Annotated in this window: 23 protein-coding genes; 10 read left to right on the top strand and 13 right to left on the bottom strand. The window is 38.5% G+C overall.

Translation table 11 applies throughout. The annotated features are described in order from the left end of the window. Positions 1–50: 50 nt before the first annotated feature. On the top strand, positions 51–980 hold the full coding sequence (gene ttcA, locus JFU56_RS19320; protein WP_198438890.1) for a tRNA 2-thiocytidine(32) synthetase TtcA: 930 nt from the start codon (positions 51–53) through the stop codon (positions 978–980). A 146-nt stretch (positions 981–1,126) separates the two neighbouring features. Here ttcA and JFU56_RS19315 read toward each other — a convergent pair whose 3' ends face one another. Further along, entirely contained in the window at positions 1,127–1,774 is a 648-nt protein-coding gene (locus JFU56_RS19315; RefSeq protein WP_198438889.1) for a DUF2987 domain-containing protein, read from the bottom strand. Between the two features lie 265 nt (positions 1,775–2,039). On the opposite strand from JFU56_RS19315, the gene potA reads away from it, so the two are divergent. From potA to JFU56_RS19295, 4 genes are all read left to right on the top strand, one after another. Further along, entirely contained in the window at positions 2,040–3,143 is a 1,104-nt protein-coding gene (gene potA / locus JFU56_RS19310) for a spermidine/putrescine ABC transporter ATP-binding protein PotA (RefSeq protein WP_198438888.1), read from the top strand. Further along, entirely contained in the window at positions 3,136–3,993 is an 858-nt protein-coding gene (potB, locus tag JFU56_RS19305) for a spermidine/putrescine ABC transporter permease PotB (protein ID WP_198438887.1), read from the top strand. Before potA ends, potB begins: the two co-directional genes overlap by 8 nt. Then, positions 3,986–4,762 carry a spermidine/putrescine ABC transporter permease PotC gene (gene potC / locus JFU56_RS19300; RefSeq protein ID WP_198438886.1) on the top strand — a complete coding sequence of 259 codons (777 nt, stop codon included), beginning with the start codon at positions 3,986–3,988 and terminating at the stop codon, positions 4,760–4,762. Before potB ends, potC begins: the two co-directional genes overlap by 8 nt. 67 nt (positions 4,763–4,829) lie before the next feature. After that, positions 4,830–5,864, top strand: coding sequence for an extracellular solute-binding protein (locus JFU56_RS19295; RefSeq protein WP_198438885.1), 1,035 nt, complete (start codon positions 4,830–4,832; stop codon positions 5,862–5,864). A gap of 98 nt (positions 5,865–5,962) precedes the next feature. Here JFU56_RS19295 and JFU56_RS19290 read toward each other — a convergent pair whose 3' ends face one another. Together JFU56_RS19290 and JFU56_RS19285 are read right to left on the bottom strand one after the other, a co-directional pair. Beyond that, positions 5,963–6,688 (bottom strand): NAD-dependent deacylase, encoded by a 726-nt coding sequence (locus JFU56_RS19290; RefSeq protein ID WP_198438884.1) that lies wholly within the window; start codon positions 6,686–6,688, stop codon positions 5,963–5,965. A gap of 361 nt (positions 6,689–7,049) precedes the next feature. After that, positions 7,050–7,766 (bottom strand): phasin family protein, encoded by a 717-nt coding sequence (locus JFU56_RS19285; protein WP_198438883.1) that lies wholly within the window; start codon positions 7,764–7,766, stop codon positions 7,050–7,052. A gap of 244 nt (positions 7,767–8,010) precedes the next feature. On the opposite strand from JFU56_RS19285, the gene JFU56_RS19280 reads away from it, so the two are divergent. Continuing rightward, positions 8,011–9,237, top strand: a complete 1,227-nt coding sequence (locus JFU56_RS19280; protein WP_198438882.1) for a threonine/serine exporter ThrE family protein — start codon at positions 8,011–8,013, stop codon at positions 9,235–9,237. Positions 9,238–9,333: 96 nt separating this feature from the next. Beyond that, positions 9,334–10,728: a DNA repair protein RadA gene (gene radA / locus JFU56_RS19275; RefSeq protein WP_019440251.1), complete on the top strand. Its 1,395-nt coding sequence runs from the start codon at positions 9,334–9,336 to the stop codon at positions 10,726–10,728. 149 nt (positions 10,729–10,877) lie between these two features. On the opposite strand, the gene JFU56_RS19270 is transcribed toward radA, so the two are convergent. Genes JFU56_RS19270 through JFU56_RS19250 form a run of 5 tightly spaced genes read right to left on the bottom strand, consistent with a single transcriptional unit; the run spans position 10,878 to position 13,533 of the window. Next, complete coding sequence (locus JFU56_RS19270; RefSeq protein ID WP_198438881.1) at positions 10,878–11,120, bottom strand: DUF2492 family protein; 243 nt, start codon at positions 11,118–11,120, stop codon at positions 10,878–10,880. A 15-nt stretch (positions 11,121–11,135) separates the two neighbouring features. Beyond that, positions 11,136–11,570, bottom strand: a complete 435-nt coding sequence (locus JFU56_RS19265; RefSeq protein WP_019440253.1) for a YcgN family cysteine cluster protein — start codon at positions 11,568–11,570, stop codon at positions 11,136–11,138. A gap of 11 nt (positions 11,571–11,581) precedes the next feature. Continuing rightward, positions 11,582–12,253 carry a fumarylacetoacetate hydrolase family protein gene (locus JFU56_RS19260; protein WP_198438880.1) on the bottom strand — a complete coding sequence of 224 codons (672 nt, stop codon included), beginning with the start codon at positions 12,251–12,253 and terminating at the stop codon, positions 11,582–11,584. A gap of 1 nt (position 12,254) precedes the next feature. Next, on the bottom strand, positions 12,255–13,217 hold the full coding sequence (locus JFU56_RS19255) for a lytic transglycosylase domain-containing protein (protein WP_198438879.1): 963 nt from the start codon (positions 13,215–13,217) through the stop codon (positions 12,255–12,257). Between the two features lie 37 nt (positions 13,218–13,254). Then, a complete protein-coding gene (locus JFU56_RS19250) occupies positions 13,255–13,533 on the bottom strand; it encodes a YcgL domain-containing protein (RefSeq protein ID WP_198438878.1) in 279 nt (92 codons plus the stop codon). 128 nt (positions 13,534–13,661) lie between these two features. Here JFU56_RS19250 and minC point away from each other — a divergent pair, with 128 nt between their 5' ends. From minC to minE, 3 genes are read left to right on the top strand one after another with little or no spacing between them, the layout of a single operon-like run. Next, entirely contained in the window at positions 13,662–14,378 is a 717-nt protein-coding gene (minC, locus tag JFU56_RS19245; protein WP_198438877.1) for a septum site-determining protein MinC, read from the top strand. A 15-nt stretch (positions 14,379–14,393) separates the two neighbouring features. After that, a complete protein-coding gene (gene minD, locus JFU56_RS19240; RefSeq protein ID WP_198438876.1) occupies positions 14,394–15,203 on the top strand; it encodes a septum site-determining protein MinD in 810 nt (269 codons plus the stop codon). 1 nt (position 15,204) lies between these two features. After that, the gene (gene minE / locus JFU56_RS19235) at positions 15,205–15,468 is read left to right on the top strand and encodes a cell division topological specificity factor MinE (protein WP_198438875.1); all 264 of its coding nucleotides are present in this window, start codon (positions 15,205–15,207) and stop codon (positions 15,466–15,468) included. A 65-nt stretch (positions 15,469–15,533) separates the two neighbouring features. On the opposite strand, the gene rnd is transcribed toward minE, so the two are convergent. The 5 genes from rnd to JFU56_RS19210 form a co-directional block, all read right to left on the bottom strand. Then, positions 15,534–16,664 (bottom strand): ribonuclease D, encoded by a 1,131-nt coding sequence (gene rnd, locus JFU56_RS19230; RefSeq protein ID WP_198438874.1) that lies wholly within the window; start codon positions 16,662–16,664, stop codon positions 15,534–15,536. A 109-nt stretch (positions 16,665–16,773) separates the two neighbouring features. Then, positions 16,774–18,429 (bottom strand): long-chain-fatty-acid--CoA ligase FadD, encoded by a 1,656-nt coding sequence (fadD, locus tag JFU56_RS19225; protein ID WP_198438873.1) that lies wholly within the window; start codon positions 18,427–18,429, stop codon positions 16,774–16,776. A gap of 228 nt (positions 18,430–18,657) precedes the next feature. Beyond that, on the bottom strand, positions 18,658–19,533 hold the full coding sequence (locus JFU56_RS19220) for an alpha/beta fold hydrolase (protein ID WP_198438872.1): 876 nt from the start codon (positions 19,531–19,533) through the stop codon (positions 18,658–18,660). 6 nt (positions 19,534–19,539) lie between these two features. Continuing rightward, positions 19,540–20,244, bottom strand: coding sequence for a tRNA (adenosine(37)-N6)-threonylcarbamoyltransferase complex dimerization subunit type 1 TsaB (gene tsaB, locus JFU56_RS19215; protein WP_198438871.1), 705 nt, complete (start codon positions 20,242–20,244; stop codon positions 19,540–19,542). 12 nt (positions 20,245–20,256) lie between these two features. Then, positions 20,257–22,167: an ATP-dependent DNA helicase gene (locus JFU56_RS19210; RefSeq protein ID WP_198438870.1), complete on the bottom strand. Its 1,911-nt coding sequence runs from the start codon at positions 22,165–22,167 to the stop codon at positions 20,257–20,259. Positions 22,168–22,483: the final 316 nt, after the last annotated feature.

Genomic DNA, 22,483 nt, shown 5'->3' with positions numbered 1-22,483 from the left:
TGCTTGGGTATACTGCGCTGCTTACAGCAATATTAATCCTGAGTGTCCGAATGAATCCTGAAAATTTTACCGCTTTAGAAAAAAAGCAATTTGCTAAACTGCAAAAAAAGCTGCGCCATGAAACAGGTAAAGCAATCATTGATTATAATATGATTGAAGATGGTGACAGAGTCATGGTTTGTTTGTCCGGTGGCGCAGACAGTTTTACAATGCTCGATATTCTGCTGCAGTTACAAGCAGCAGCCCCGATCACTTTTGATATTATTGCAGTTAACTTAGATCAAAAACAGCCAGGTTTCCCTGAAGACATCCTGCCTAACTATCTTGAAAATCTTGGTATTGAATACAAGATTGTTCAAAAAGATACCTATAGCATCGTTAAAGAAAAGATCCCTGAAGGCAAAACAACGTGTAGCTTATGTTCACGCTTACGCCGTGGTATTTTGTATAACGCCGCCGTAGATCTTGGCGCAACAAAACTTGCACTTGGCCATCATGCTGACGATATCGTTGAAACATTATTCTTGAATATGTTCCATGGCGCGAAAATGAAAACAATGCCGCCTAAACTTATCTCTGATGATAAGCGTAACATTGTTATTCGCCCGTTAGCGTACTGTCGTGAAAAAGATATTAAAGCTTACTCTGCATTCAAAGCATTCCCGATTATCCCTTGTAACCTTTGTGGTTCACAAGAGAATCTACAACGCCAAGCTGTGAAAGCAATGCTTTCACAATGGGATGAAACAAATCCAGGTCGCGTAAACAATTGTTTCAACGCAATTCGTAATATCGTGCCAAGCCACCTTGCAGATACCAACGCATTTGATTTTGTGAACATGGATCTTGAACGCGCAGATGAACTTACTGAGTTTGACACTGCGTTCGATAATGAAATTGAAATGGTACCGACTGAGCAATCTAAGTCCGGTGTTGAAAGTTTCGACCCGAATGAAATGGTTACTATAGTTGAATTATAATACCGAGGTTGAATGGTAATAACGCATGTCGTTAATACCTTTAACTAATAACATATCGATAAAAAAGCACTGCCTTAACGCAGTGCTTTTTTTACCATTTTTACATATATCTAAAGAGCTCTATTTAAACTCATTTGAAACCGAGATTAGATTTCAGTTAACGGTATGATTCGCAGGGGTTGCTTGCTAAATTTTATACCAGCAATTTTATCGCGAATGATTTCATCTTGCGACAATGAAATTTGCTCTCCGCTTTTAAATAGATTGCCGCTCGTAGTATAAGCCTCAACAGGTTCATCAAAAATAAACTGAACACCGATAGTCGTAGGTAAATTCATTCTGCCGAAATAACCGGCCATATTCCCTAAGAACAAATCAAACTCTTCAATTTGTTTAACAAGGGCTAATGATGAATATTCTGTACTGTTGATTTCAGCCGCCATAATCTGCAATGCTAGGTCACAAGATGCTGTGTCGGTAACATTCACATGCAGTTTAGCTTTATCATCACGTAATTGTTTATTGAAAGGTAAAAGTAGTTCAAAGTCTTTACCTATTTCAACATCAGTAATTGCACCTTCAAAATTAATAAATGCATTTTCAATCTGGCAATGCTTACCTGTCTGACTATTATTAAGAAAAACGCCCATTTTCGTATTGTCGTACTGTTCTTTTTTACTGCTTTTTATTCTGTTATAAAAGCCATCATAACCAACGACTAATTCTTGGGCGCTTAAAGAAGGGACAAGTAGACTTGAAAGAAGCGCCACTTTAATGAAATGGTTATTGAACATGAACGGATCCTTAATTAAAACTAAACGGCTAACTAAAACCAAAATTTATATCTCGCTGAGTATACCTAAAATACGTCATAAATTAGAGCACATATTCCGACTTTATTGCTTTTCAAGTTTTAAAAATGACCTGGATATGGTTTAGATCCATTATTTTGATTAATGTGCAAATTTATACTTCATTTTTGTGAGTTATAGCATTAGAATTCACGCAAATTGTTCATCTTACTCAATGAGATGAATCTCTTATCATTTAGGTTTATTGATGCTTAATAAAAATACTAACTCAATCATTAGACTTGCTAACGCAAAAAAGTCATTTGATAACAAACTTATTATTAATGATTTAACATTAGATATTTATGATGGTGAGTTTGTCACCATTTTAGGTCCTTCAGGTTGTGGTAAAACCACGGTTTTGCGTGTACTTGCTGGATTAGAAACACTTGATAGTGGTGACGTATATCTCGAAGATAAATGTATCACCGATCTTGATGCGGAAAAGCGTAATACCAACACTGTATTTCAAGGGTATGCACTCTTTCCACATATGACAGTGTTTGAGAATATTGCTTTCGGCTTGCGTATGAAAAAGGTACCAGCACTCGAAATCAACAAACGCGTAGATGAAATACTCGCTATTGTGAAGTTAACTGAGTTTAGCGATCGAAAACCATCGCAACTATCAGGTGGTCAGCAGCAACGTGTTGCAATCGCACGTGCAGTCGTTAACCAACCAAAAGTCCTATTATTGGATGAATCACTCAGCGCGCTAGACTATAAGTTACGTAAAGAGATGCAGAACGAACTTAAAATGCTGCAACGTAAACTTAATATTACCTTCATATTCGTCACACACGATCAAGAAGAGGCATTGACTATGTCAGATCGTATCATTGTCATGAATAACGGTAATGTAGAACAGATAGGTACACCACGCGAGATTTATGAGACACCCATAAACTTATTTGTGGCTAAATTTATTGGTGAGATCAATATTTTTCCTGCAGTCATTGAATCACAAATCGAATCTGATAAATATTTAGCGAATGTACACGGCTGTCAGTATACCATTTCAACTGACCAAGCATTAGTAGCTAACCAATCGATTAATATATTACTACGCCCAGAAGATCTCAGAATCAAAGAGATTGACGATCGTGCAACGTCAGCACAAATTACCGGCCATATTGTTGAGCGTAATTATAAGGGCATGACGCTGGATTCAGTTATTCGCTTAGATTCAGGTGAAAGAGTGCAAATCAGTGAATTTTTTGATGAAGATGATCCTGATTTTGACCATAGTTTAGGTCAGAAAGTTGCTGTGTCCTGGGTTGAAAGCTGGGAGGTTATCTTAACAAATGATTAATTCGTCGCTGTTTAAGCGCTTCTCAATTGGCCTATTGTTAGTCTGGTTAAGTGTATTTGTTCTTGTGCCTAATTTAATGATTATCGTGACCAGTTTTTTAACTCGTGATGATGCAGATTTAATTAGCCTCACTTTTACATTAGACAACTATGTACGATTATTTGATCCGCTATATTTTAAGGTATTAAGTCACTCTGTCTATATGGCGAGTATTGCGACCTTAATTTGTTTAATCATCGGCTATCCATTTGCCTATACGATCACACAGTTGCCTAAAAAATTAAGACCTATATTGTTATTTCTGGTTATCGTTCCATTTTGGACGAATTCATTAATCAGAACATATGGTATAAAAATATTACTGGCTAAAAAAGGCCTGCTCAACGCCCTACTGCTTAACTTACATATTATCGATAAACCATTAAAGCTTATGTACACAGAGTTCGCCGTTATTTTTGCTTTAGTATATATACTACTGCCATTTATGATTTTACCTTTATATTCAAGCATTGAAAAAATTGATAAAAGCTTAATTGAGGCAGCGAAAGATCTTGGTGCATCCAAGTTGATGACCTTTTTAAAAGTTGAATTACCCTTGACCTTGCCTGGCATTATCGCAGGTATGTTATTAGTGTTTTTACCAGCTATGGGGATGTTTTACATTGCCGATCTTGTGGGTGGCGCGAAGAACTTACTGATAGGAAATACCATTAAAACACAATTTTTAAATATTCGTGATTGGCCATTTGGCTCTGCCGCAAGTATTACTTTGACCTTATTTATGGCTGCGTTACTGTTCTTCTATTATAAAGTAGGACAATCGATTAAAAACAGAGGCAACGATGCTTAAACGTCATATATCTAAAGTGTTGTTGTTATTCGTGTATGTTTATTTATATACGCCTATTTTTATATTAATCGGTAATTCATTTAACGCATCTAAATATGGCCTAAAGTGGAACGGGTTCACCTCCAAATGGTATGAATTATTGTGGGTAAACGACACGTTACTTGAAGCTGCATTCAATTCGATCACGATCGCGGTCCTTGCATCATCAATTGCAGTAGTCATTGGGACCCTGGGGGCTGTCGCTTTGTTTAAACACAAATTTAAAGGTAAAAGGTTTATATCTGGGCTACTCTTTGTTGTGATGATGTCACCGGATATTGTGATGGCAATTTCATTATTATCCCTATTTATCATACTCGGTTTAGACCTTGGTTTTGTGACGCTGCTTATCGCGCACATAACCTTTTGTATCCCGTTTGTCGTGATCACTGTTTATAGCCGACTAAGCAATTTCGATAATTCAATATTAGAGGCTGGTAAGGATTTAGGCGCAAGTGAAGGCACTATCTTTAGACATATTATTTTACCTATAGCAAAACCGGCTATTATTGCCAGTTGGTTATTATCATTCACCTTGTCACTTGATGATGTAATTGTGAGCTCGTTTGTTACAGGCCCAAGTTTTGAAGTATTACCATTGAAGATTTATTCCATGGTGAAAGTTGGCGTATCGCCAGAGGTTAATGCATTAGCAACAATGATGATCGTCATATCGATATCATTCGTCATTGCAGCTGCCCTGATTAATAAAAATGATAAGACTGTTTAATCACTCTCTATCATCGATTATGCAGTCTCGTACTGTGATTTTTACACTTAAACAAAAGAAGAATGAAATGTTTAAAACATCAGTAAAATGTTTTGCAGCTGCCCTACTTTTTAGTAGCTCTGCTTACGCAACAACAATTAATTTTTATAACTGGTCTGAATATATCCCACCCGGTCTATTATCTCGATTTACTGAAGAAACGGGTATTAAGGTTGTTTATTCGACTTACGAATCCAATGAATCTATGTATGCTAAATTAAAAACATACGATAAAAATGGTTATGACTTGGTTGTACCTTCAACTTACTTCATTAGTAAAATGACAAAAGAAGGCATGCTTCAAGAAATTGATCATAAAAAATTAACCAACTACGCAAACTTAGACCCTGCTTTGTTAAACAAAGAATATGATTTAGGTAACCGTTACAGCATCCCATATATCTGGGGCGCGACAGGTATTGGTGTGAACACTTCCGATATTGAACTAGCCTCTATCACAAGCTGGACTGATTTATGGGATCCAAAGTGGGAAGCTCAGTTATTATTAACGGATGACGCTCGTGAGATCTTCCACATGGCACTCAAGATCCAAGGACATTCAGCAAATACTCAAGATCCAGCTGAATTAGCCCAGGCGTATGAGTTACTAAAGAAGTTGATGCCTAATGTATTGGTATTTAACTCTGACACGCCGGCTAACCCATATATTGCAGGTGAAGTAGAGTTTGGTATGATCTGGAACGGCAGTACCTACATGGCACAGCAAGAAGACAGCGACATTACGATGGTCTACCCTAAAGAAGGTGCCGTGTTCTGGATGGACAGCTTAGCAATTCCTAAAAACGCTAAAAATGTAGATGCAGTGCATAAGCTCATCGACTTCTTACTACGTCCAGAAGTGGCCGCTGAAGTCGCATTAGAGATTGGTTACCCAACACCTAACCGAGCTGCTAAAAAACTGTTACCGAAGACGTTTACTGACAACAAAATAGTATTCCCTGATGCTGAAACAATTGCTAACGGTGAATTCCATTCAGATGTCGGTGAAGCGAACATCATCTATGAACGTTACTTCGAAAAACTCAAAGCACAAAACATGTAACAGGCTTTTTCTGTACAACCTTTTGTTAAAAACAGTTTAGATAATAAAAAAGGTGCATTCAATGCACCTTTTTTGATCAAACTAATAAAGCATACTTTTTAGAAAAACTGTTTATCGCGAGCCATTAACTCTTCAACCAATTCTCTTACCTCTTCGGTCGCTTTGCCGACACGGTGTTCTTTAAAATTATCTGAGATATGAGTTGCATCGAGATTGATTTCTATCGTGTGAGCGCATGCTTTATTCGCTTCATTAACGAAGTCAGCTGCAGGATAGACAGATCCTGATGTACCAATGGCAATGAACAGATCAGCTTCACTTAATGCTTTATAGATATCATCCATAAAGAGAGGCATTTCGTTAAACCACACTACATGCGGACGCAGGTTGCCTTGCTCTTTACAGCATGGGCATTTCAATGTCTTACTTAATAGCTTATACGGGTACAATTTCTGAGTTTTTTCGCAGCGTGCTTTAGCTAGCTCACCATGCATATGAATGATACTGCTAGAACCACCACGTTCATGCAGATTATCGATATTCTGGGTAACGATCGTGACACTACCGGTATAATTCTTTTGTAATTCAGCGAGTGCGGCATGCGCATCATTCGGCTGAATACTTGGTAAAGATAATTGGTTAAATCGTTGATTATAAAAACTATAAACTAACTCAGGATCTCTACGATAACCATCTAGAGTTGCTATATCATCAATATGATGTTTAGCCCATAAACCATCACTTGCACGGAATGTCTCAATACCCGACTCAGCTGAAATACCAGAACCAGTGAGGATGACTATGTTGTTATAGGTGTCAAACATTTAACTTCTCTTTATTATAATACATGCATTAACCTTATCATTTTTGTGTCTATGAGGCACGGTGAAATGAGTGTTTAAGTCGATTAATTTGTGTAATGTGATACGTATTTTAAATTAGCTACTAAGATGATTATAAACAACAAATCAGCTCATACTAAGAGTTCTAATCTGGGGGAATTGGAATTGTTCTAGGGAGTAAATGTTAAAACCAATAAATAATAAATGACGCACTGGAAGTTATTTAATTGCGGATAACTGTGATGAATTGAAGTGATTAAAATCATAAACAGATTGTGACAATTCTAATGACCACCACAATCTGTTTATTTATACTACTATGCCTATATTACAGTTGCTTATATTATTTTTTCTTTGCTACTGTTTTTTTTACGCGGCGATTTGATACTTTTTTAGTCGCGGGCTTAACAGCAGCGATTTTTTCAGCTACTTCTGTAGCTTCAATCACAACTGGTTTAGCCACAGCTTTAACTGTATTTGTCACGTTTTCTACAACAGGTGTTACTTGAGTTACAACATCAGCAGCCTTTTCAACAACTGGTGCAGCTTGCTTTACTGCCTCAGATACTACTTCAGCAACATTCTCTACTACAGACGTTACTTCAGCTGCAACGGCTGTCACTTTTTCTGTCACAGCAACTTCAACTATTACTTCTTGTACAGCCTCTACTTCCGTAGCAATATCTGTTGGCTGTTGTTTAGCGTCAGCCAATGCAAGTTCAATTTGCTCGATTTTATCAATGATATTATCAAATGCATTCGCATCAATATGCGTTAAGCTTGTTACAGCACTTTGTACTTTACCCTGTAATGCATCTGTTGCATTCTGGCTTGCTGATGCTAATTTATCTTTCTGAGTCGAGAATGTCAGCGTAGTCTCGTCTTCTAATTTGCGGCCTCGTTCAACAAGTTCATCAAAGATTGATTGGCTTTTTGTCACAGTGTTCGATGCAGATTCATAACCTTTATCATAGGCACCTAGACCAGCTAACCAAATGTTACGTGTAATTTGATCTTTAGCAGACCATACTTGTTTTGCTGCAGTAATTACTTTAGACATAAATAACCCTTTTTGAAGCCACTAATACAATATAAATTTTATAGCTCATATATTATCGAGGTAAATTAGAAGATACATTCCAAAGTTTTAGATACTTACGCGAGCTCTCAACCTTAAATCTAGTCTGTGACAAACATAACGATAATAAATTTCAATTAAATGCAAAAAAATCAACATTTTTGCTAACAAATTAACTTAAATAGCACTAAAATAAGCATCCTTTTGTACTTTCCAGAATTTAACTATGCCAAGCCAAACCCATAAACTGCAAATAAACTTTATTATTAAGCTAGGACTTGCGTTACATCGTTGCGGTGCAACAAGTTACCGAATTGAAAATCATCTAATAAATTTGGCTAAATTCTGGAATATTGAAGCTAGTTTCCTGGTGACTCCGACTGCTTTTACGTTCATTTTTTCAAGTAATCCTGATGAGCAACACACACATATTGTCCGAGTCCAACCTTCTGGTAATGATCTCGGTAAACTGGCGCGAATCGATGAAATTGTTGAAAAGGTAGTTGACTCACAAGTCACGCTAGACCAAGCAATGGATCTACTAATCGAAGCCAAACAACAGCCTAGTTTTTATGGTGTTAAAACTGAAGCACTAGGTTGGTGTGTTACTGGTGGTGCATTTGCAATGCTATTATCCTCATCAAGTTTAGATATAATTAGCTCGTTCCTGTTCTCATTCTTGGTGTTTATTTTATACAAATTATCGGCTCATTCTCAGCGATTAGGATCCATCGTTGAGTTTTTCGCCCCATTTATCTCAGCGATACTGGCATGCTTCGTGGCCAGTCTCGGCATCACTATCAACGTACCGTTTGTGATCTTATCATCTGTCATTATCTTCATTCCAGGTCTGGCCATCACGGTAGCCTTAAGTGAAATCGTCAATAAAGATCTCGTATCAGGTACATCAAAACTTGTTGATGCGACCATGCTGCTATTCAAATTGTATTTCGGTGCGTTACTTGGTATTACACTTGGTAATCTTATATGGACTATCGATCTGCAAGTATTAGATATGAGCTATGCGCTACCTGATTGGAAAAACTATATTGCGGTAGCAGCACTATCAACTGGTCTGGTCGTCGCCTTTAATGTGCATAAATCAGATATGCTTTGGGGAATCGCAGCTGGTTTGATCGCGTATGTAATCAGTACCTTTGCAGCACAATATTTAGGCTTTACATTAGGCACCTTCGTCGGCTCATTTGCCGTAGGCCTTTTCAGTAATATTTATGCCATTATTAAAAACAGACCTGCATCAATTGTGTTAATCCAAGGGATCGTCTTACTAGTCCCTGGTAGCCGTACCTACATGGACTTAAACACGTATATATCAGGTCATGAAATAATAAATAACATCAATGACAGTGGCTTTGTCTTTATGATCTTCATTGCAATCCTTGCGGGCATGATTTTAGCCAATGCTGTATTACCAGCAAAGAAAAGTTTGTAATGTAATCAGCTTCCCTTAATAACTGTATATACATCCATGTACTCATGCTATCATTATCGCATGAGTATTTTTTATAGTTAAATTGATAGCGAAATCATGGCTAAAACACCTAAAACTAAAGTAAGTTTCCTCTGTTCTGAATGTGGCGCTAATTTCCCGCGCTGGCAAGGACAATGCAATGCCTGCAAAGCCTGGAACACCCTAGCTGAATTTAAAGAAGCCAGTCTGCCAAGTCAGCAGCGCATGATTGCATCCCAAGGTGGTTACGCCGGAACACTCGGTAACACCGTTAAAAAGATGTCTGAAGTATCGCATGTTGAATTAAACAAGATTGATACTCAGATAGGTGAATTAGACCGCGTGCTCGGTAATGGCCTTACCGTAGGCTCAATCGTGCTTATCTCCGGTGATCCTGGTGCAGGTAAAACCACGATACTAACTCAATTGTGCGCAAACTTAAGTAAACAAATGGTTTCTATGTATTGCACAGCCGAAGAAAGCCTTGAGCAATTCAAAAGTCGCGCAATTGAACGCTTGAAAATCGATTTCATTGAAGATAACTTACTGCTCATGTCAGAGTACATCGTTTCAAATATCATGGAGCGTGCGCTTGAGGCAAAAGTTAAATTTCTTATTATTGACTCAATCCAAGCACTTGAAAGCGAACATTGTAACGGCAGTGCCGGCTCTGTTAGCCAAGTAAAAGGTTGTGCGCAGGAACTAAGCCGATTTTCCAAACAACACGGCATCACCTTAATTATTATCGGTCACGTGACGAAAGGAAGTGATCTCGCAGGTCCTAAAACCTTAGAGCACATTGTCGACACCCTGCTCCACATTGAAGTTAACGACAGTATTATTCGTACTATCCGTGCCAGTAAAAACCGTTTTGGTGACGTAGACCAAGTTGGTATCTTCCAGATGCACAGTAAAGGTATGTTGTCAGTTGATAACCCAAGTAAATTGTTCCTATCAGGCGCTGACGAGAACGTTGCCGGTTCTGCGATTACCTGTATCCGCGATGGTAATCGCAACTTACTACTCGAAGTGCAGTGCTTAGTGTCAGAATGTGAAGCTGAAAATCAACAGCGTGTGAGTATTGGTCTGAGCTTTAATCGTCTGAAAATGATCACCGCGGTATTACGCAAACACGGACGCATTAAGCTATTTCATGACGTCTACGTTAACTTAGTGGGCGGTTTAAAATTACCCGAAACTGATACCAGCGCTGATTTAGCCATCGCAGCATCACTTATTAGTTCGCTTAATGATAAGGAAATGTCCCGTAAACACTGTTTTATGGGAGAAATATCGCTAAGTGGTGAAGTAAGACCGATTAATGGTGGCGTACCACGTGTAAACGAAGCAATTAAACATGGCTTTGAAGTGATATATATTCCAAAGGCAAATTATCACAAGTCGATGGAAGTAAATGGCGCTAAAATAATACAAATTGAAAAAATTGGCGATCTGTTAGAAGCGCTTAATTAAAGGCCTGCTAATCAATTTATATCTAATGCTTTGATGAAGGTTTGTCTAAGCGTTAGATTTAAAGTCCGCGGTCTAAGCAGTATAATTGAAACTGCATGATGGTCTAAGTTGCAAGCTAAATAAAAGGGACAACACATGTCCCTTTTATTTTAGTTGTTCTTACAACCACAACTTGTTTGAGCAGTTAAAATACCATCAGACTCTACAATACGACCTTTCGTCATCATATTTACTAAGATTTGGTTTTTATCCATACCTTTAACTTTGCATGTATGGAATAAATTAAGTGGGTACGCTTGCTCAATTAATGCAAGTAACGCCACTTCACTCATACCAGCAGGATTTGCTGCTAATAATGCTACAACTTCTCTACCGTGGACAGATTCAGACATACGGGCCTCAAAATTTTATAATTTAAACGTTATAATATGGTCTTCTAGATCACCAGCTTGTGATTCAGCAACGGCTTTACCACGAATAGAATACCCTAATTTATGCATCTCTGATTGGCTGCCTGTCAGTAATGGATGCCACTCAGGTATATCATTGCCTTCTAAAAGGCGCTTATAAGCACACGTTTCTGGTAACCAGTGAAATGCTTCAATGTCATCAAGTGTGACTTTAAAACAATCTGAAACGTATTTAAATCGCTTTTCATATTTCTTACAGCGACATGTTTTAGTGTTCAATAGCTCACAAGCAACATTGGTAAAATGAATCTCTTCTGATTCATCTTCAATTATTTTATGTAAACAGCACTTACCACATCCATCGCAGAGTGATTCCCACTCTGCTTCTGTCATTTTAGCGAGTGTTTTAGTCTGCCAAAATTTTTCAACCATGTAATTAATCTCTAAATGAACTTGCAGTCGAACTTATAACGGTTTGCTAGTGTTAATGCAAGCTTATCGCCCGAATTTAACACCCCGACGCCCGCTGGCGTACCAGTTAACACGATATCTCCAGGTAGCAAGGTGAAGCATGATGTAATTTCAATTAATAATGACTCGATCGAGCGCATCATATTTGCAGTACAACCTTGCTGTCGAATCTGCTTATTCACGGTTAATGTAAAGTTAATATTATTCAGTTCATCAAACTCAGCAAACGGTACAAAGGGAGATATCGGGCAGGCTTTATCAAATGCTTTGGCTCTTTCCCAAGGATGTCCTTGTGACTTTAACGACGATTGTAAATCACGTAAAGTCAGGTCGAGTCCTAAGCCAACACCCCAAATTAATTCCGCAAGCACGATTGGTGTGCCCTTGGTTATAGGTGACTTAATTAATAACGCCACTTCTAATTCGTTATGGCATTCACCTAAATCAGCAGGCAATTGCAGCGGTTTATCTAGTGCAACGAGTGATGTTGCAGGTTTAATAAACAGCAAAGCTTGTTCTGGCACCTCATTACCAAGCTCACGGATGTGATCAAGATAATTACGGCCAATGCAGACAATTTTACCAACTGGCAGTGCTAATTTTTCGCTATTTAATGCTTGGTGCTGATAAAGCGTGTCCATCATTTCAATCCCTGAATTTTATTGCGTCTGATAAATGCGCTACTGATGTAGCAAAATAATCTGAACGGTTCCAACGCATAATACTTTTATAGTTGTTATACGCTAAGTATACGCGTCCTTTCACACCATCCGGCATGACAAGTGATGCGTCTAGATCGACATTAGGTAGAGATTTACCTTCAAATGTTCTAATCCCTAAATCTTGCCACTCGGCTAATTTTTTGGTTACTTTCAATCCGGATATATCCGCATTGTAGTTCGCAGGTAGTTTAACTTGGCGGCCCCAAGTATAGGTATCATCCCAATTAGCTTGTTTTAGATAATTCGCTGCAGATGCTAATGCGTCTTCTCTACTATTCCAAATATCCTTTTTACCATCATTATTATAATCGACGGCGTAAGCATTAAATGAAGATGGCATGAATTGTACTTGACCCATTGCGCCAGCCCACGAACCTTTCATATTTTCGGTCGTGATATGACCTTCATCTATAATTTTTAAAGCCGCGAATAATTCCTTTTTAAAGAATGCTTCACGTCGACCATCATAGGCAAGTGTCGCTAATGCCGATAACGTAGAGAAATTGCCAGTGTAATTGCCAAAGTTAGTTTCAACCCCCCACAACGCGATAATAAAGCGTGGCTGAACACCAAAGTCTTTACCTATACGCTGCAAAAGCTCAATGTTTTCGTCATAATGCTTACGAGCGACAGCAATTTTCCACTCGGGAACAGCTCTTGGGATATAAGCATCGAGGGTGATTTTTTTACGTTCTGGCTGCGCTTTATCATGCACAATGGTCTTTTCGCGGTATTTAATCGAGGCAAATGCATCATCGAGAGTTTCCGAGCTCAACCCTAGCGTCTCGGATTCCGTTCGTAAGGTAGATAAATACTCATCAAATGTCGGTTTAGCTGAAACAGCTGATGTACTTAAAGCAAATAATACCAATCCTGCTAATTTCATTTTATCTCCTTATAAATACATTTAAATAATAATGCGATTATTTGTTACTATCACGCCATGTTTTGTATTCAACTAAGTGATCTACTGGCGGTGGTGGCATTTGTAAATAGAAGCCTTTTGTTGTGAGGTCTTCTAACACCAATTTTGAATCAGCAAACGCTAAAGTACGTGTTTCTGTTAAATTCATGGTGACAACTAACTTAGGTTGACCGAACATTCCCATTAAAGTTTCAGGTACTTGGCTAAAATCGTCTCGACGGGAGATAAATAAATACATCCCTTCTTTTTTATTTGTTTTATATATTGAACAAAGCATTGCATTTCTCTTAAGTTATAAACTTGCCTATTTTACGAGTAAAATATAACATGGCATAATGATTTATCTAAGTGCTATAACGATAAATACTAAAACAGGCATAAAAACTAAGCAATCAGGAAATATTCATGGCAGAACAGTCAATCAAATTTAAAGGGACTAGCTTTACGCTTTCGGTCATTCATATCGAAAATGATGCTGCAATGGCTAATCTTCACACCTTTATTGCCGATAAAGTAGGCCAAGCGCCTGCATTCTTTAAATCTGCACCGGTTGTTGTGAATGTTGCTAACTTAGCTGAAGACATCGACTTTATGACTATCCAGCAGGTGATTACGCAAAACGGCATGAATCTAGTTGGTATTGAAGGTTGTCAAACGGCAGAGCAAAAATTAGTAGTGCGTGAGGCTGGGCTTTCAGTTATATCAAATACGGCCAAAAATAGCGTAACTAAGCTGGTACCGGCGGCCCAAATTAAGCCTGAAGTGCAGACTGTTATTGTCGAAAAATCAGTCACAAAGACTGTAGTGCACAAAGGACAGATACGTTCTGGCCAACAAATTTATGCACAGGACGCATCTTTAACTATTCTTGGTAATATTAGTGCCGGCGCTGAAGTCATTGCTGATGGCTCTATCCATATTTATGGCGCGTTACGTGGCCGTGCGATTGCGGGTGCTAAAGGTGATGATAGCGCACATATTTTTTGTAATAAATTAGACCCAGAATTATTGTCAATTAATGGCACTTATATTTTAAGCGATGCAGTACAAACTGAATTTTTAAATAAACAAACTCAGATAAATTGCATAAATAACAAATTAGAAATTACAAAGTTCGATTAAATTCAAGGAATTAAAATGGCTGAAATTATTGTCGTAACATCCGGTAAAGGTGGCGTAGGTAAAACAACAACCAGCGCTGCGATTGCTACTGGACTCGCAATGCAAGGGAAAAGAACTGTTGTTATCGATTTCGATATCGGTTTACGTAATTTAGACTTAATCATGGGCTGTGAGCGCCGCGTTGTGTATGACTTTGTAAACGTAATCAATGGCGAAGCAAATTTATCTCAAGCGTTAATTAAAGATAAACGTGTTGAAAACCTGCATATCCTACCTGCTTCACAAACGCGTGACAAAGATGCGTTAACCAAAGAAGGTGTTGGCAAGATTTTAGATCAACTTGCAGAAAATCATGACTACATCGTCTGTGATTCACCTGCTGGTATCGAAGCGGGCGCTATGATGGCTTTATATTTTGCAGATATCGCTATCATCACGACAAACCCTGAAGTCTCTTCAGTGCGCGATTCAGACCGTATTATCGGTATGCTACAAAGCCGCTCTCGTCGAGCTGAACTCGCTCTTGAACCAATTAAAGAACACCTACTTATTACCCGCTACGTGCCTGAGCGTGTAGAACGTGGTGACATGCTAAGTGTTGAGAATATTACCGAGATTTTAGCTGTGCCGCTTGCAGGTGTGATTCCAGAATCAAGCGCAGTACTTAAAGCGTCAAATAGCGGTCAACCTGTAATCTTAGACACTGAAAGCGATGCAGGCCAAGCTTACGCTGATACGGTAGCAAGAATACTGGGCGAAGAACGCGAATTTCGCTTTCTTACGGTTGAGAAAAAAGGCTTTTTAAGCAGAATTTTTGGAGGTTAAAATGGCGTTACTTGATTACTTTCGTTCATCAAAACCGAACGTAACATCAGCTAATCTAGCGAAGGATCGTTTACAGATTATTGTTGCACATGAACGTAGTTTACGTGATAACACTCCTGATTATCTACCGCAACTTAAGCTAGATATCCTTGAAGTGATTAAAAAATATGTTGCAGTAACGTCCGATCAAGTCAATGTTCAGCTTGATCAAAGAGATAACAATCTCTCTGTATTAGAGTTGAATGTAACTCTTCCTGATAAATAGCAATATTAAGTAAGCGCACATTTCATTGTGCGCTTACTTTTATCTAAGCTTAACTTGTTTTAATACTATTTGTCAGCCATCAAACTTTCGAACAACACATTACCAATTAGCTCTGCTCGCCAATTACATAGCATGATAGGTTTAACCCCTACTTCACGCTGTTCATCCGTTAACTTCCAACACCAGTTCAATAGTTCATTGATGATTTTCTTTGAACCGATTAATTCTGCAGGAATATTCGTTTTCTCTGCAACAATGGCTATTTTATTGCGCATAGCTTGAACAACTTTTTTATAACCAGGGTGATCTGAAATACGGGTCAAAGGTTCAGGTAGCTCACTATCAGCAAGTTGTTCCGTCTGTTTCACTATTTCTAGAATTTGCTTTCCGTGACGTTTAATTTCGATTGGTAACAATTCAATCTTATTTAAATCTCGTAACGATTTTGGCTGTTGTTTTGCCACCTCAAGAAGGTGTGCTTCTTTTACAACAAAATTAACCGCCATATCACGATTAACGGCATTGTTTTCACGCCATTCTCCTAGAGCTTGCAACGTTGCAAGTTGGCGAGGAGATAGAAATGAGGCGTTCTTGAATTGCTTATACACAGTACTAGGTTTTTTCTTTTCCGACTTACGACGGCGTAAGTTATCTAGCTCTTGCAGGTAGTAATCATAGTAGCCTAGTTCAACAAGCTTAGCTTTTAGCTCATTCCAGCAAGGTAACAAATGATACACGTCAGCCGCTGCATAACTTAACTGTTTTTCTGTTAGTGGTCGCGCCAGCCAATTAGAGCGAGACTCTCCCTTGTCTAAGGTGATTTTTTGAAATTCAGATACTAAGCCACCAAAACCAAGAGAAGAACCGAGACCACTGAATGCGGCGGCGATCTGGGTATCGTGGAAAAAGTCAGGAATTTTATTTGCAACCGTCTTGAATACATCAAGGTCTTCAGAACAAGCATGAAGCACCACAGGTTGACGGTCAAGAAGTTGCCATAATGTGCTTAGGTCATCGACGGAAAGTGGATCAACTAAATATGTTTCAGTACCATTGTAAAGCTGAAACAATCCAAGAATAGGGTAATAAGTACGCTGTCTGATAAATTCAGTGTCGATTGCTAAAACTTCAACATCCGCACATTGAGCTATCATTTTCTGCAATGTTATTTGATCTTCAACTAAAATATATTCCACTTATAACCTCAAAAAAAAAGCCACTTTCTTAAAATTTAGAAAGTGGCTTAATTTTAGCTAAATATATTACTAATTATAAGTGTTTTATGACTTTAAATTAGATATATTCTTAATCACGCAGTTCACGACGTAATATTTTACCTACATTACTCTTAGGTAACTCATCACGGAATTCAATAATACGCGGGATTTTATATGCAGTCAGGTGTTCACGACAATGCGCAACAATTTCTTCTTTCGAAATCTCACCTTTTTTAACAACAAAGATTTTAACTGTTTCGCCTGATGATTCATGTGGTACACCAATTGCTGCAGCTTCAAGGATGTTGTCATTTAGCGTTAACACATCTTCAATTTCATTCGGGAAAACGTTAAAGCCAGAAACAAGGATCATGTCTTTCTTACGATCAACAATATAAAAGAAACCATCTTCATCCATGCGCGCAATATCACCGGTGTTTAACCAGCCATCAGTGATCACGTCAGCTGTTTCTTGTGGACGCTGCCAATAGCCTTGCATCACTTGAGGACCACGTACTTGCATTTCGCCTACAGCACCAGGTTTAGTCAGCACGCCACCTTCATCATCGATGATACGAACATCTGTTGATGACACAGGTAAACCAATTGAACCGTTATATTCATGCAGGTCGTATGGGTTTACTGTTACCAGTGGTGAACACTCAGTTAAACCATAACCTTCAAGTAAATGACAACCCGTGATCTTCTTCCACTTTTCAGCAACTGAACGTTGAACAGCCATGCCGCCACCGACAGAAAGTTTTAATGCCGAGAAATCAACTTTAGCAAAGGTTTCATCATTAACAAGTGCATTAAAGAGTGTATTCACACCTGTAATCGCGGTCGGTTTATGATCATCAATTTCTTTAATTAACGCAGGTAGATCTCGAGGATTAGTAATAAGAATATTCTTACCGCCGCCCAAGAAGAATAACAACCCATTTACTGTTAATGCGAACACATGATAAAGCGGTAATGCTGTGATCACGGTTTCAGTACCAGGATCAATGATGCTGCCGTAAGCGCCTTCTGCTTGTAATACATTAGCAAGCATATTTTTATGCGTTAATACTGCACCTTTTGAAACACCAGTTGTGCCACCTGTATATTGGAGGAAAGCAATATCATCAAAACCCAATTCAACTTTATTAAACGCTAATGAACGTCCTTTATTCAATACGCGGTTAAACGGGATCGCATTTGGCAGGCTAAATTTAGGCACCATCTTTTTCACATACTTAACGACTAAGTTGGTGATAGCACCTTTAACAGGAGAGAAAAGATCGCCTAGCTGCGTTAAGATCACATGTTCAACAGGTGAATCTTCAATTACTTTTTCTAATACACTAGCGAAGTTAGAAATGATAACAATCGCTTTTGCACCGGAGTCATTTAACTGATGTTTTAACTCGCGAGGTGTATATAAAGGATTTACATTAACAATAACCATACCAGCTCGTAGCACACCAAATAACGCAATTGGGTATTGCAGCAAGTTCGGCATCATTAACGCGACACGGTCGCCTTTATTTAATTTAAGCTCGTTTTGAAGGTAAGCAGCGAAAGCGCGAGATTTCTCTTCAATTTCACCATAAGTCAATGAACAGCCCATATTTACATATGCTGGGTTATCTGCAAAATTTTGCACTGTTTGATCGAATATATCGTTTAAAGAACGAAATGAACCAAAGTCAATCTCAGCGGGAACATTTTCCGGGTATCTCTTTAACCAAACCTTTTCCACCGTACACTCCTTTTTATTTACTTTGTAATTTTACAAAACAACGTCGGCATTATTAATCCCTTAATAATAACTAATTGCTATTGATGAAATTATTTATTGTGATCAGATCTTAATTGATTAACACTCAATTAACAAATGAAATATCGACATTACATGTTTATTTAAATCTTCATAATTTAGAATTAGAAACAAATACTCTATTTTTGTTGATTTAATGAACCATTATATTTAATTATTAACAAATTTAACGATAGCCGTTGCAGTTTCTGCCGCATTATCCATGTGTACATGATGCCCGCCAGATAGCTTTCCGATAGTAAAGTTGGCTTTGCAGAATATTTCATTCTCCAGCGTCTGTGTAATCAGCGGAAATCCTTCACTACCAACAATTATCAAACAAGATGTTGAAATAGAAGATAAAATATCAATTACTTGCATCTCTGTCAAACGAACTAGAGATCGTACTTTCAATTTCGGATCTGAGCGAAAAGTGACACCTGTATCATTAGTCGTTAAATTTCTGTTACAAATTAACGTTGCATTTTCTTCATTTAAATCAGAGACAAGGCAACGTGCTTTGACAACCTTGTCCAACGTTAAAGCATGATTTTTTCGCTTAGTACTTTCGTTGATATTACGATGGTAAATAGTACGACTTTCTATGCCTTTACGTAATTGGCTCACAGTTTCGTCAGCTTTTGCTGAAATAGCACCCAAGCCTTCGATGAGTACAATTCGGTTTACAAGCTCTGGAAAAGTAGCAGCCAAAATTGAAGTAATCATCGCCCCCATTGAGTGACCAATGATCGTCACAGGCCCCCAATTTTGGGTTTTAACAATTTGGTATAAATCGTCCACCCACTCAATAAAATTATAATGTCCTATTTTATGCGTAGACGCTCCATGCCCAGGTAAGTCAATTGCAATGAGCTGATAAGGCAATGAACCATCTTCTAATTTAGTTAATAAAGCATTAGCAACAGGTATAAAACTAGCAGCGTTATCAAGCCAGCCATGTACGGCTAATAAAACAGGTTTAGTGTTATCGCCCCACTGCAAACCAGTAATAATGCTGCCATTTATCTCTATACTAACGTTATTCATTAGAATTTACTCTCTACCTGGTAGTTTCTTCCAAGTGACAGTATCTCGAACATAAACAGGCATCGCATCTTCAACTGCAACCGCTTTACCATTAGCAAAGTCAGCAGCTGCAATTGCCAGCATATCGTGTGATGTTGGAAATTGGATGCCTTCACATGCAGTTAAATTGGCAACATTTAAAACCGCAAGCTGCTGTGCATAGGTCGCCCAGCCTGTTCCTAACGTGTAGAAAGCTTGTTCCGGCTTGTTGAAATTAGCAACAAGTTCGTCTGCGGTGATAACCATTTCTTTATCGACAAGTGTCATTACACCAGCGGCATTGAGTTTATATTGCGCAACATAAATTTCACCCATACGTGCATCAATTGCAGGTAATACATCCGTGGCATTATGTAATCGGTTTGCACCTTGTGCCATGGCTGCTAATGTCGAAATAGGTAACATAGGTAAATCAGCACCAAAGGCAAGCCCTTGCGCAATACCAGTGCCAATACGTACACCGGTAAAACTACCCGGACCGCGACCAAATGCGAGTGCATCCAAGTCTTTTAATTTAATGCCAGCTTCAGCCAATAAACTATCTACCATAGGCAAGATTCGCTTTGTGTGTTCACGCGGGCTTTCAAACTCTCTTACTAATATTTCGCCGTTAATGCTCAGTGCGGCAGAACAATTTTCTGTTGATGTATCTAGTGCTAAAATATTACTCATAAAATTCACTTTCTAATTGTTAGTTTTCTTAATAAAAGATAAAACGCTATTTAAATCTCTGGTGCGCGGCATATCGGGTAAGCTATTGATAAACGTACCACCATAACCACGCGATACAATACGAGTATCACAAATAATAACACAGCCCGTGTCTTTGACATCTCGAATTAAACGCCCTACTCCCTGCTTCAGGTTTATCACAGCCTTGGGAATTTGTAACTGTGCAAAAGGGTCTTCGCCTTTACGTTGGCAGTCTTCAATTCGAGCTTGTAATAACGGATCATCTGGCGATGCAAACGGTAATTTATCAATAATAACACAGCTTAAAGTTTGCCCGCGTACATCAATCCCTTCCCAGAATGAATAAGTACCGATTAATAAGGCGTTACCATGTTCGATGAACTGATCAAGTAACACTTGTTTGTTATCTTGGCCCTGTACGAAAATAGGCATCGAGAGTTGCTGCTGTAGTAACGCTGCCACTTGCCTGATCATGTAATGACTCGTACAAAGAAAGAAACATCGACCTTTATTAGCAATAATGACGGGGGATAATTTCTCCACCAATATACGAGCTATATTTGGGTCGTTTGGCTCTGGTATATTACGAGGGACGCATAACATGGCTTGGTTCTGGTAATCAAACGGACTAGCCAAAATAAGCTCTGTTGCATTCACTAATCCCATCTGTTGGCGATAGTGTGAGAAACAATGATCAACAGCTAAAGTGGCTGACGTGAAAACCCACGCAGATTTTAGTTTTTCTTGCTCAGCACTAAAGCGCTCAGCAATATTAAGTGGCGTGATATTTAATGTAAAGTTTCGCTTGGTACATTCATACCAATAGCTCTCGCCGGTATTATTTACCGCCATTATTTGTTGAAATATTGCTTTAATCTCAACCACACGGTCAAAGCACTGATCCACAAGCTCTGTTCGGCCAAGCGATAACTTCAGTACTTCGTAGATAAAATCGAGTTGGTCTTGAAATCGCGTCACCGTTTTCATGACAGCTTGCTGGTTAAGCAAATGACGCCAGTTACCTCGGCCAGTTTCCATTGAGAAACTTAAGCGTAAATCTTGCGTCGCATTAGCTAGCCCATTAGCAGCTTTTGTGACTTGGATGGTGTCTTTTAAATCGGTACGCCCGAGGTATTGCACATCTTTGCATAACGCTTGAATTAATTTACTTGATAAGCTTTTACCAAAATATTCTGATGCAATATCGGGAATTTGATGGGCTTCATCAAAAACAATTACTTCAGCATCCGGCAGTAACCGACCAAAGCCAGAATCTTTAACATTAAGATCGGCAAAATATAAATGGTGATTAACAACTACAATATCAGCTTCTAGAGCCTTTCGACGGGCTTTAACCAAGAAGCAATCTTCATAATCAGGACAATCACGCCCTAAACAGTTATCATTTGTCGATGTTACTAAGGGTAATATTTCAGCGTCGTCTTTAAGCCCTGGCACGGAACTCATGTCCCCGCTAATCGTAATATTAGACCAACCTTTGACTTTAACGTAATCGCTTAATATAGTTTGATTTTGATATTGTGTTTCACGGCTTAAACGCGTTAAACGTTCTGTGCACAGGTAATTATTACGGCCTTTCAATAATGCTGTTTTAGCCTTGCTGTTTAAGGCATCAATAATAAAGGGTAAATCACGGTTAAATAACTGCTCTTGCAAGTTTTTACTACCAGTACTTATGATTGTTGTTTTGTCATTAATCAAAGCAGGAATAAGATAAGCGAACGTTTTACCCGTGCCCGTTTCAGCCTCTACAATTAAGTTGCCCTTGCTTGCGATCACATTGTTAATGGCCTTTGCCATATCAATTTGCGGTTGACGAGCTGTATAGCCATCGATGACTTTGGCTAACGCGCCACCCGATAAAAAATATTGCTCTATCACAAACAAGTTTCCATTTATTATTATTAGACAGCATTTAATACCATCACTCTTACCAATAATCAAATCCATGTTGTATAAAGCGAAACTGATGGTTGTTTTTCAACCCTGTTAACAAAATACTATTACTTATAACTTGTTATTTTTAACAAAATTAGTCAGTAATAGTGGAATCGCGCCCTACTTCTGGTAAAATCGCCCTCAAATCGACAGCAACACCTCGAATCTAGCTAAATGAGTCCAAAGTAACTTGGAAGAGCCTTCAGGGAAATAGAAAGAAACTCTTCCAAGTTACTTAGGTATTTAAACGATAAACTCA

The sequence above is a fragment of the Moritella sp. F3 genome (assembly GCF_015082335.1).
Lineage (GTDB): Bacteria > Pseudomonadota > Gammaproteobacteria > Enterobacterales > Moritellaceae > Moritella.
The sequence above is the reverse complement of the archived record's forward strand: the minus strand, read 5'-3'. Positions and strand labels throughout refer to the sequence as shown.

Bases quoted from the DNA above. Each gene is read 5' to 3' on its own strand.
- minE (WP_198438875.1), top strand. From the start codon at position 15,205: ATGGCGTTACTTGATTACTTTCGTTCATCAAAACCGAACGTAACATCA.
- JFU56_RS19255 (WP_198438879.1), bottom strand. From the start codon at position 13,217: ATGAAATTAGCAGGATTGGTATTATTTGCTTTAAGTACATCAGCTGTT.
- JFU56_RS19265 (WP_019440253.1), bottom strand. From the start codon at position 11,570: ATGGTTGAAAAATTTTGGCAGACTAAAACACTCGCTAAAATGACAGAA.
- potC (WP_198438886.1), top strand. From the start codon at position 3,986: ATGCTTAAACGTCATATATCTAAAGTGTTGTTGTTATTCGTGTATGTT.
- radA (WP_019440251.1), top strand. From the start codon at position 9,334: ATGGCTAAAACACCTAAAACTAAAGTAAGTTTCCTCTGTTCTGAATGT.
- potA (WP_198438888.1), top strand. From the start codon at position 2,040: ATGCTTAATAAAAATACTAACTCAATCATTAGACTTGCTAACGCAAAA.
- JFU56_RS19250 (WP_198438878.1), bottom strand. From the start codon at position 13,533: ATGCTTTGTTCAATATATAAAACAAATAAAAAAGAAGGGATGTATTTA.
- JFU56_RS19270 (WP_198438881.1), bottom strand. From the start codon at position 11,120: ATGTCTGAATCTGTCCACGGTAGAGAAGTTGTAGCATTATTAGCAGCA.
- potB (WP_198438887.1), top strand. From the start codon at position 3,136: ATGATTAATTCGTCGCTGTTTAAGCGCTTCTCAATTGGCCTATTGTTA.
- minC (WP_198438877.1), top strand. From the start codon at position 13,662: ATGGCAGAACAGTCAATCAAATTTAAAGGGACTAGCTTTACGCTTTCG.
- JFU56_RS19280 (WP_198438882.1), top strand. From the start codon at position 8,011: ATGCCAAGCCAAACCCATAAACTGCAAATAAACTTTATTATTAAGCTA.
- JFU56_RS19295 (WP_198438885.1), top strand. From the start codon at position 4,830: ATGTTTAAAACATCAGTAAAATGTTTTGCAGCTGCCCTACTTTTTAGT.
- JFU56_RS19290 (WP_198438884.1), bottom strand. From the start codon at position 6,688: ATGTTTGACACCTATAACAACATAGTCATCCTCACTGGTTCTGGTATT.
- JFU56_RS19260 (WP_198438880.1), bottom strand. From the start codon at position 12,253: ATGATGGACACGCTTTATCAGCACCAAGCATTAAATAGCGAAAAATTA.
- JFU56_RS19315 (WP_198438889.1), bottom strand. From the start codon at position 1,774: ATGTTCAATAACCATTTCATTAAAGTGGCGCTTCTTTCAAGTCTACTT.
- tsaB (WP_198438871.1), bottom strand. From the start codon at position 20,244: ATGAGTAATATTTTAGCACTAGATACATCAACAGAAAATTGTTCTGCC.
- JFU56_RS19220 (WP_198438872.1), bottom strand. From the start codon at position 19,533: ATGAATAACGTTAGTATAGAGATAAATGGCAGCATTATTACTGGTTTG.
- JFU56_RS19285 (WP_198438883.1), bottom strand. From the start codon at position 7,766: ATGTCTAAAGTAATTACTGCAGCAAAACAAGTATGGTCTGCTAAAGAT.
- ttcA (WP_198438890.1), top strand. From the start codon at position 51: ATGAATCCTGAAAATTTTACCGCTTTAGAAAAAAAGCAATTTGCTAAA.
- minD (WP_198438876.1), top strand. From the start codon at position 14,394: ATGGCTGAAATTATTGTCGTAACATCCGGTAAAGGTGGCGTAGGTAAA.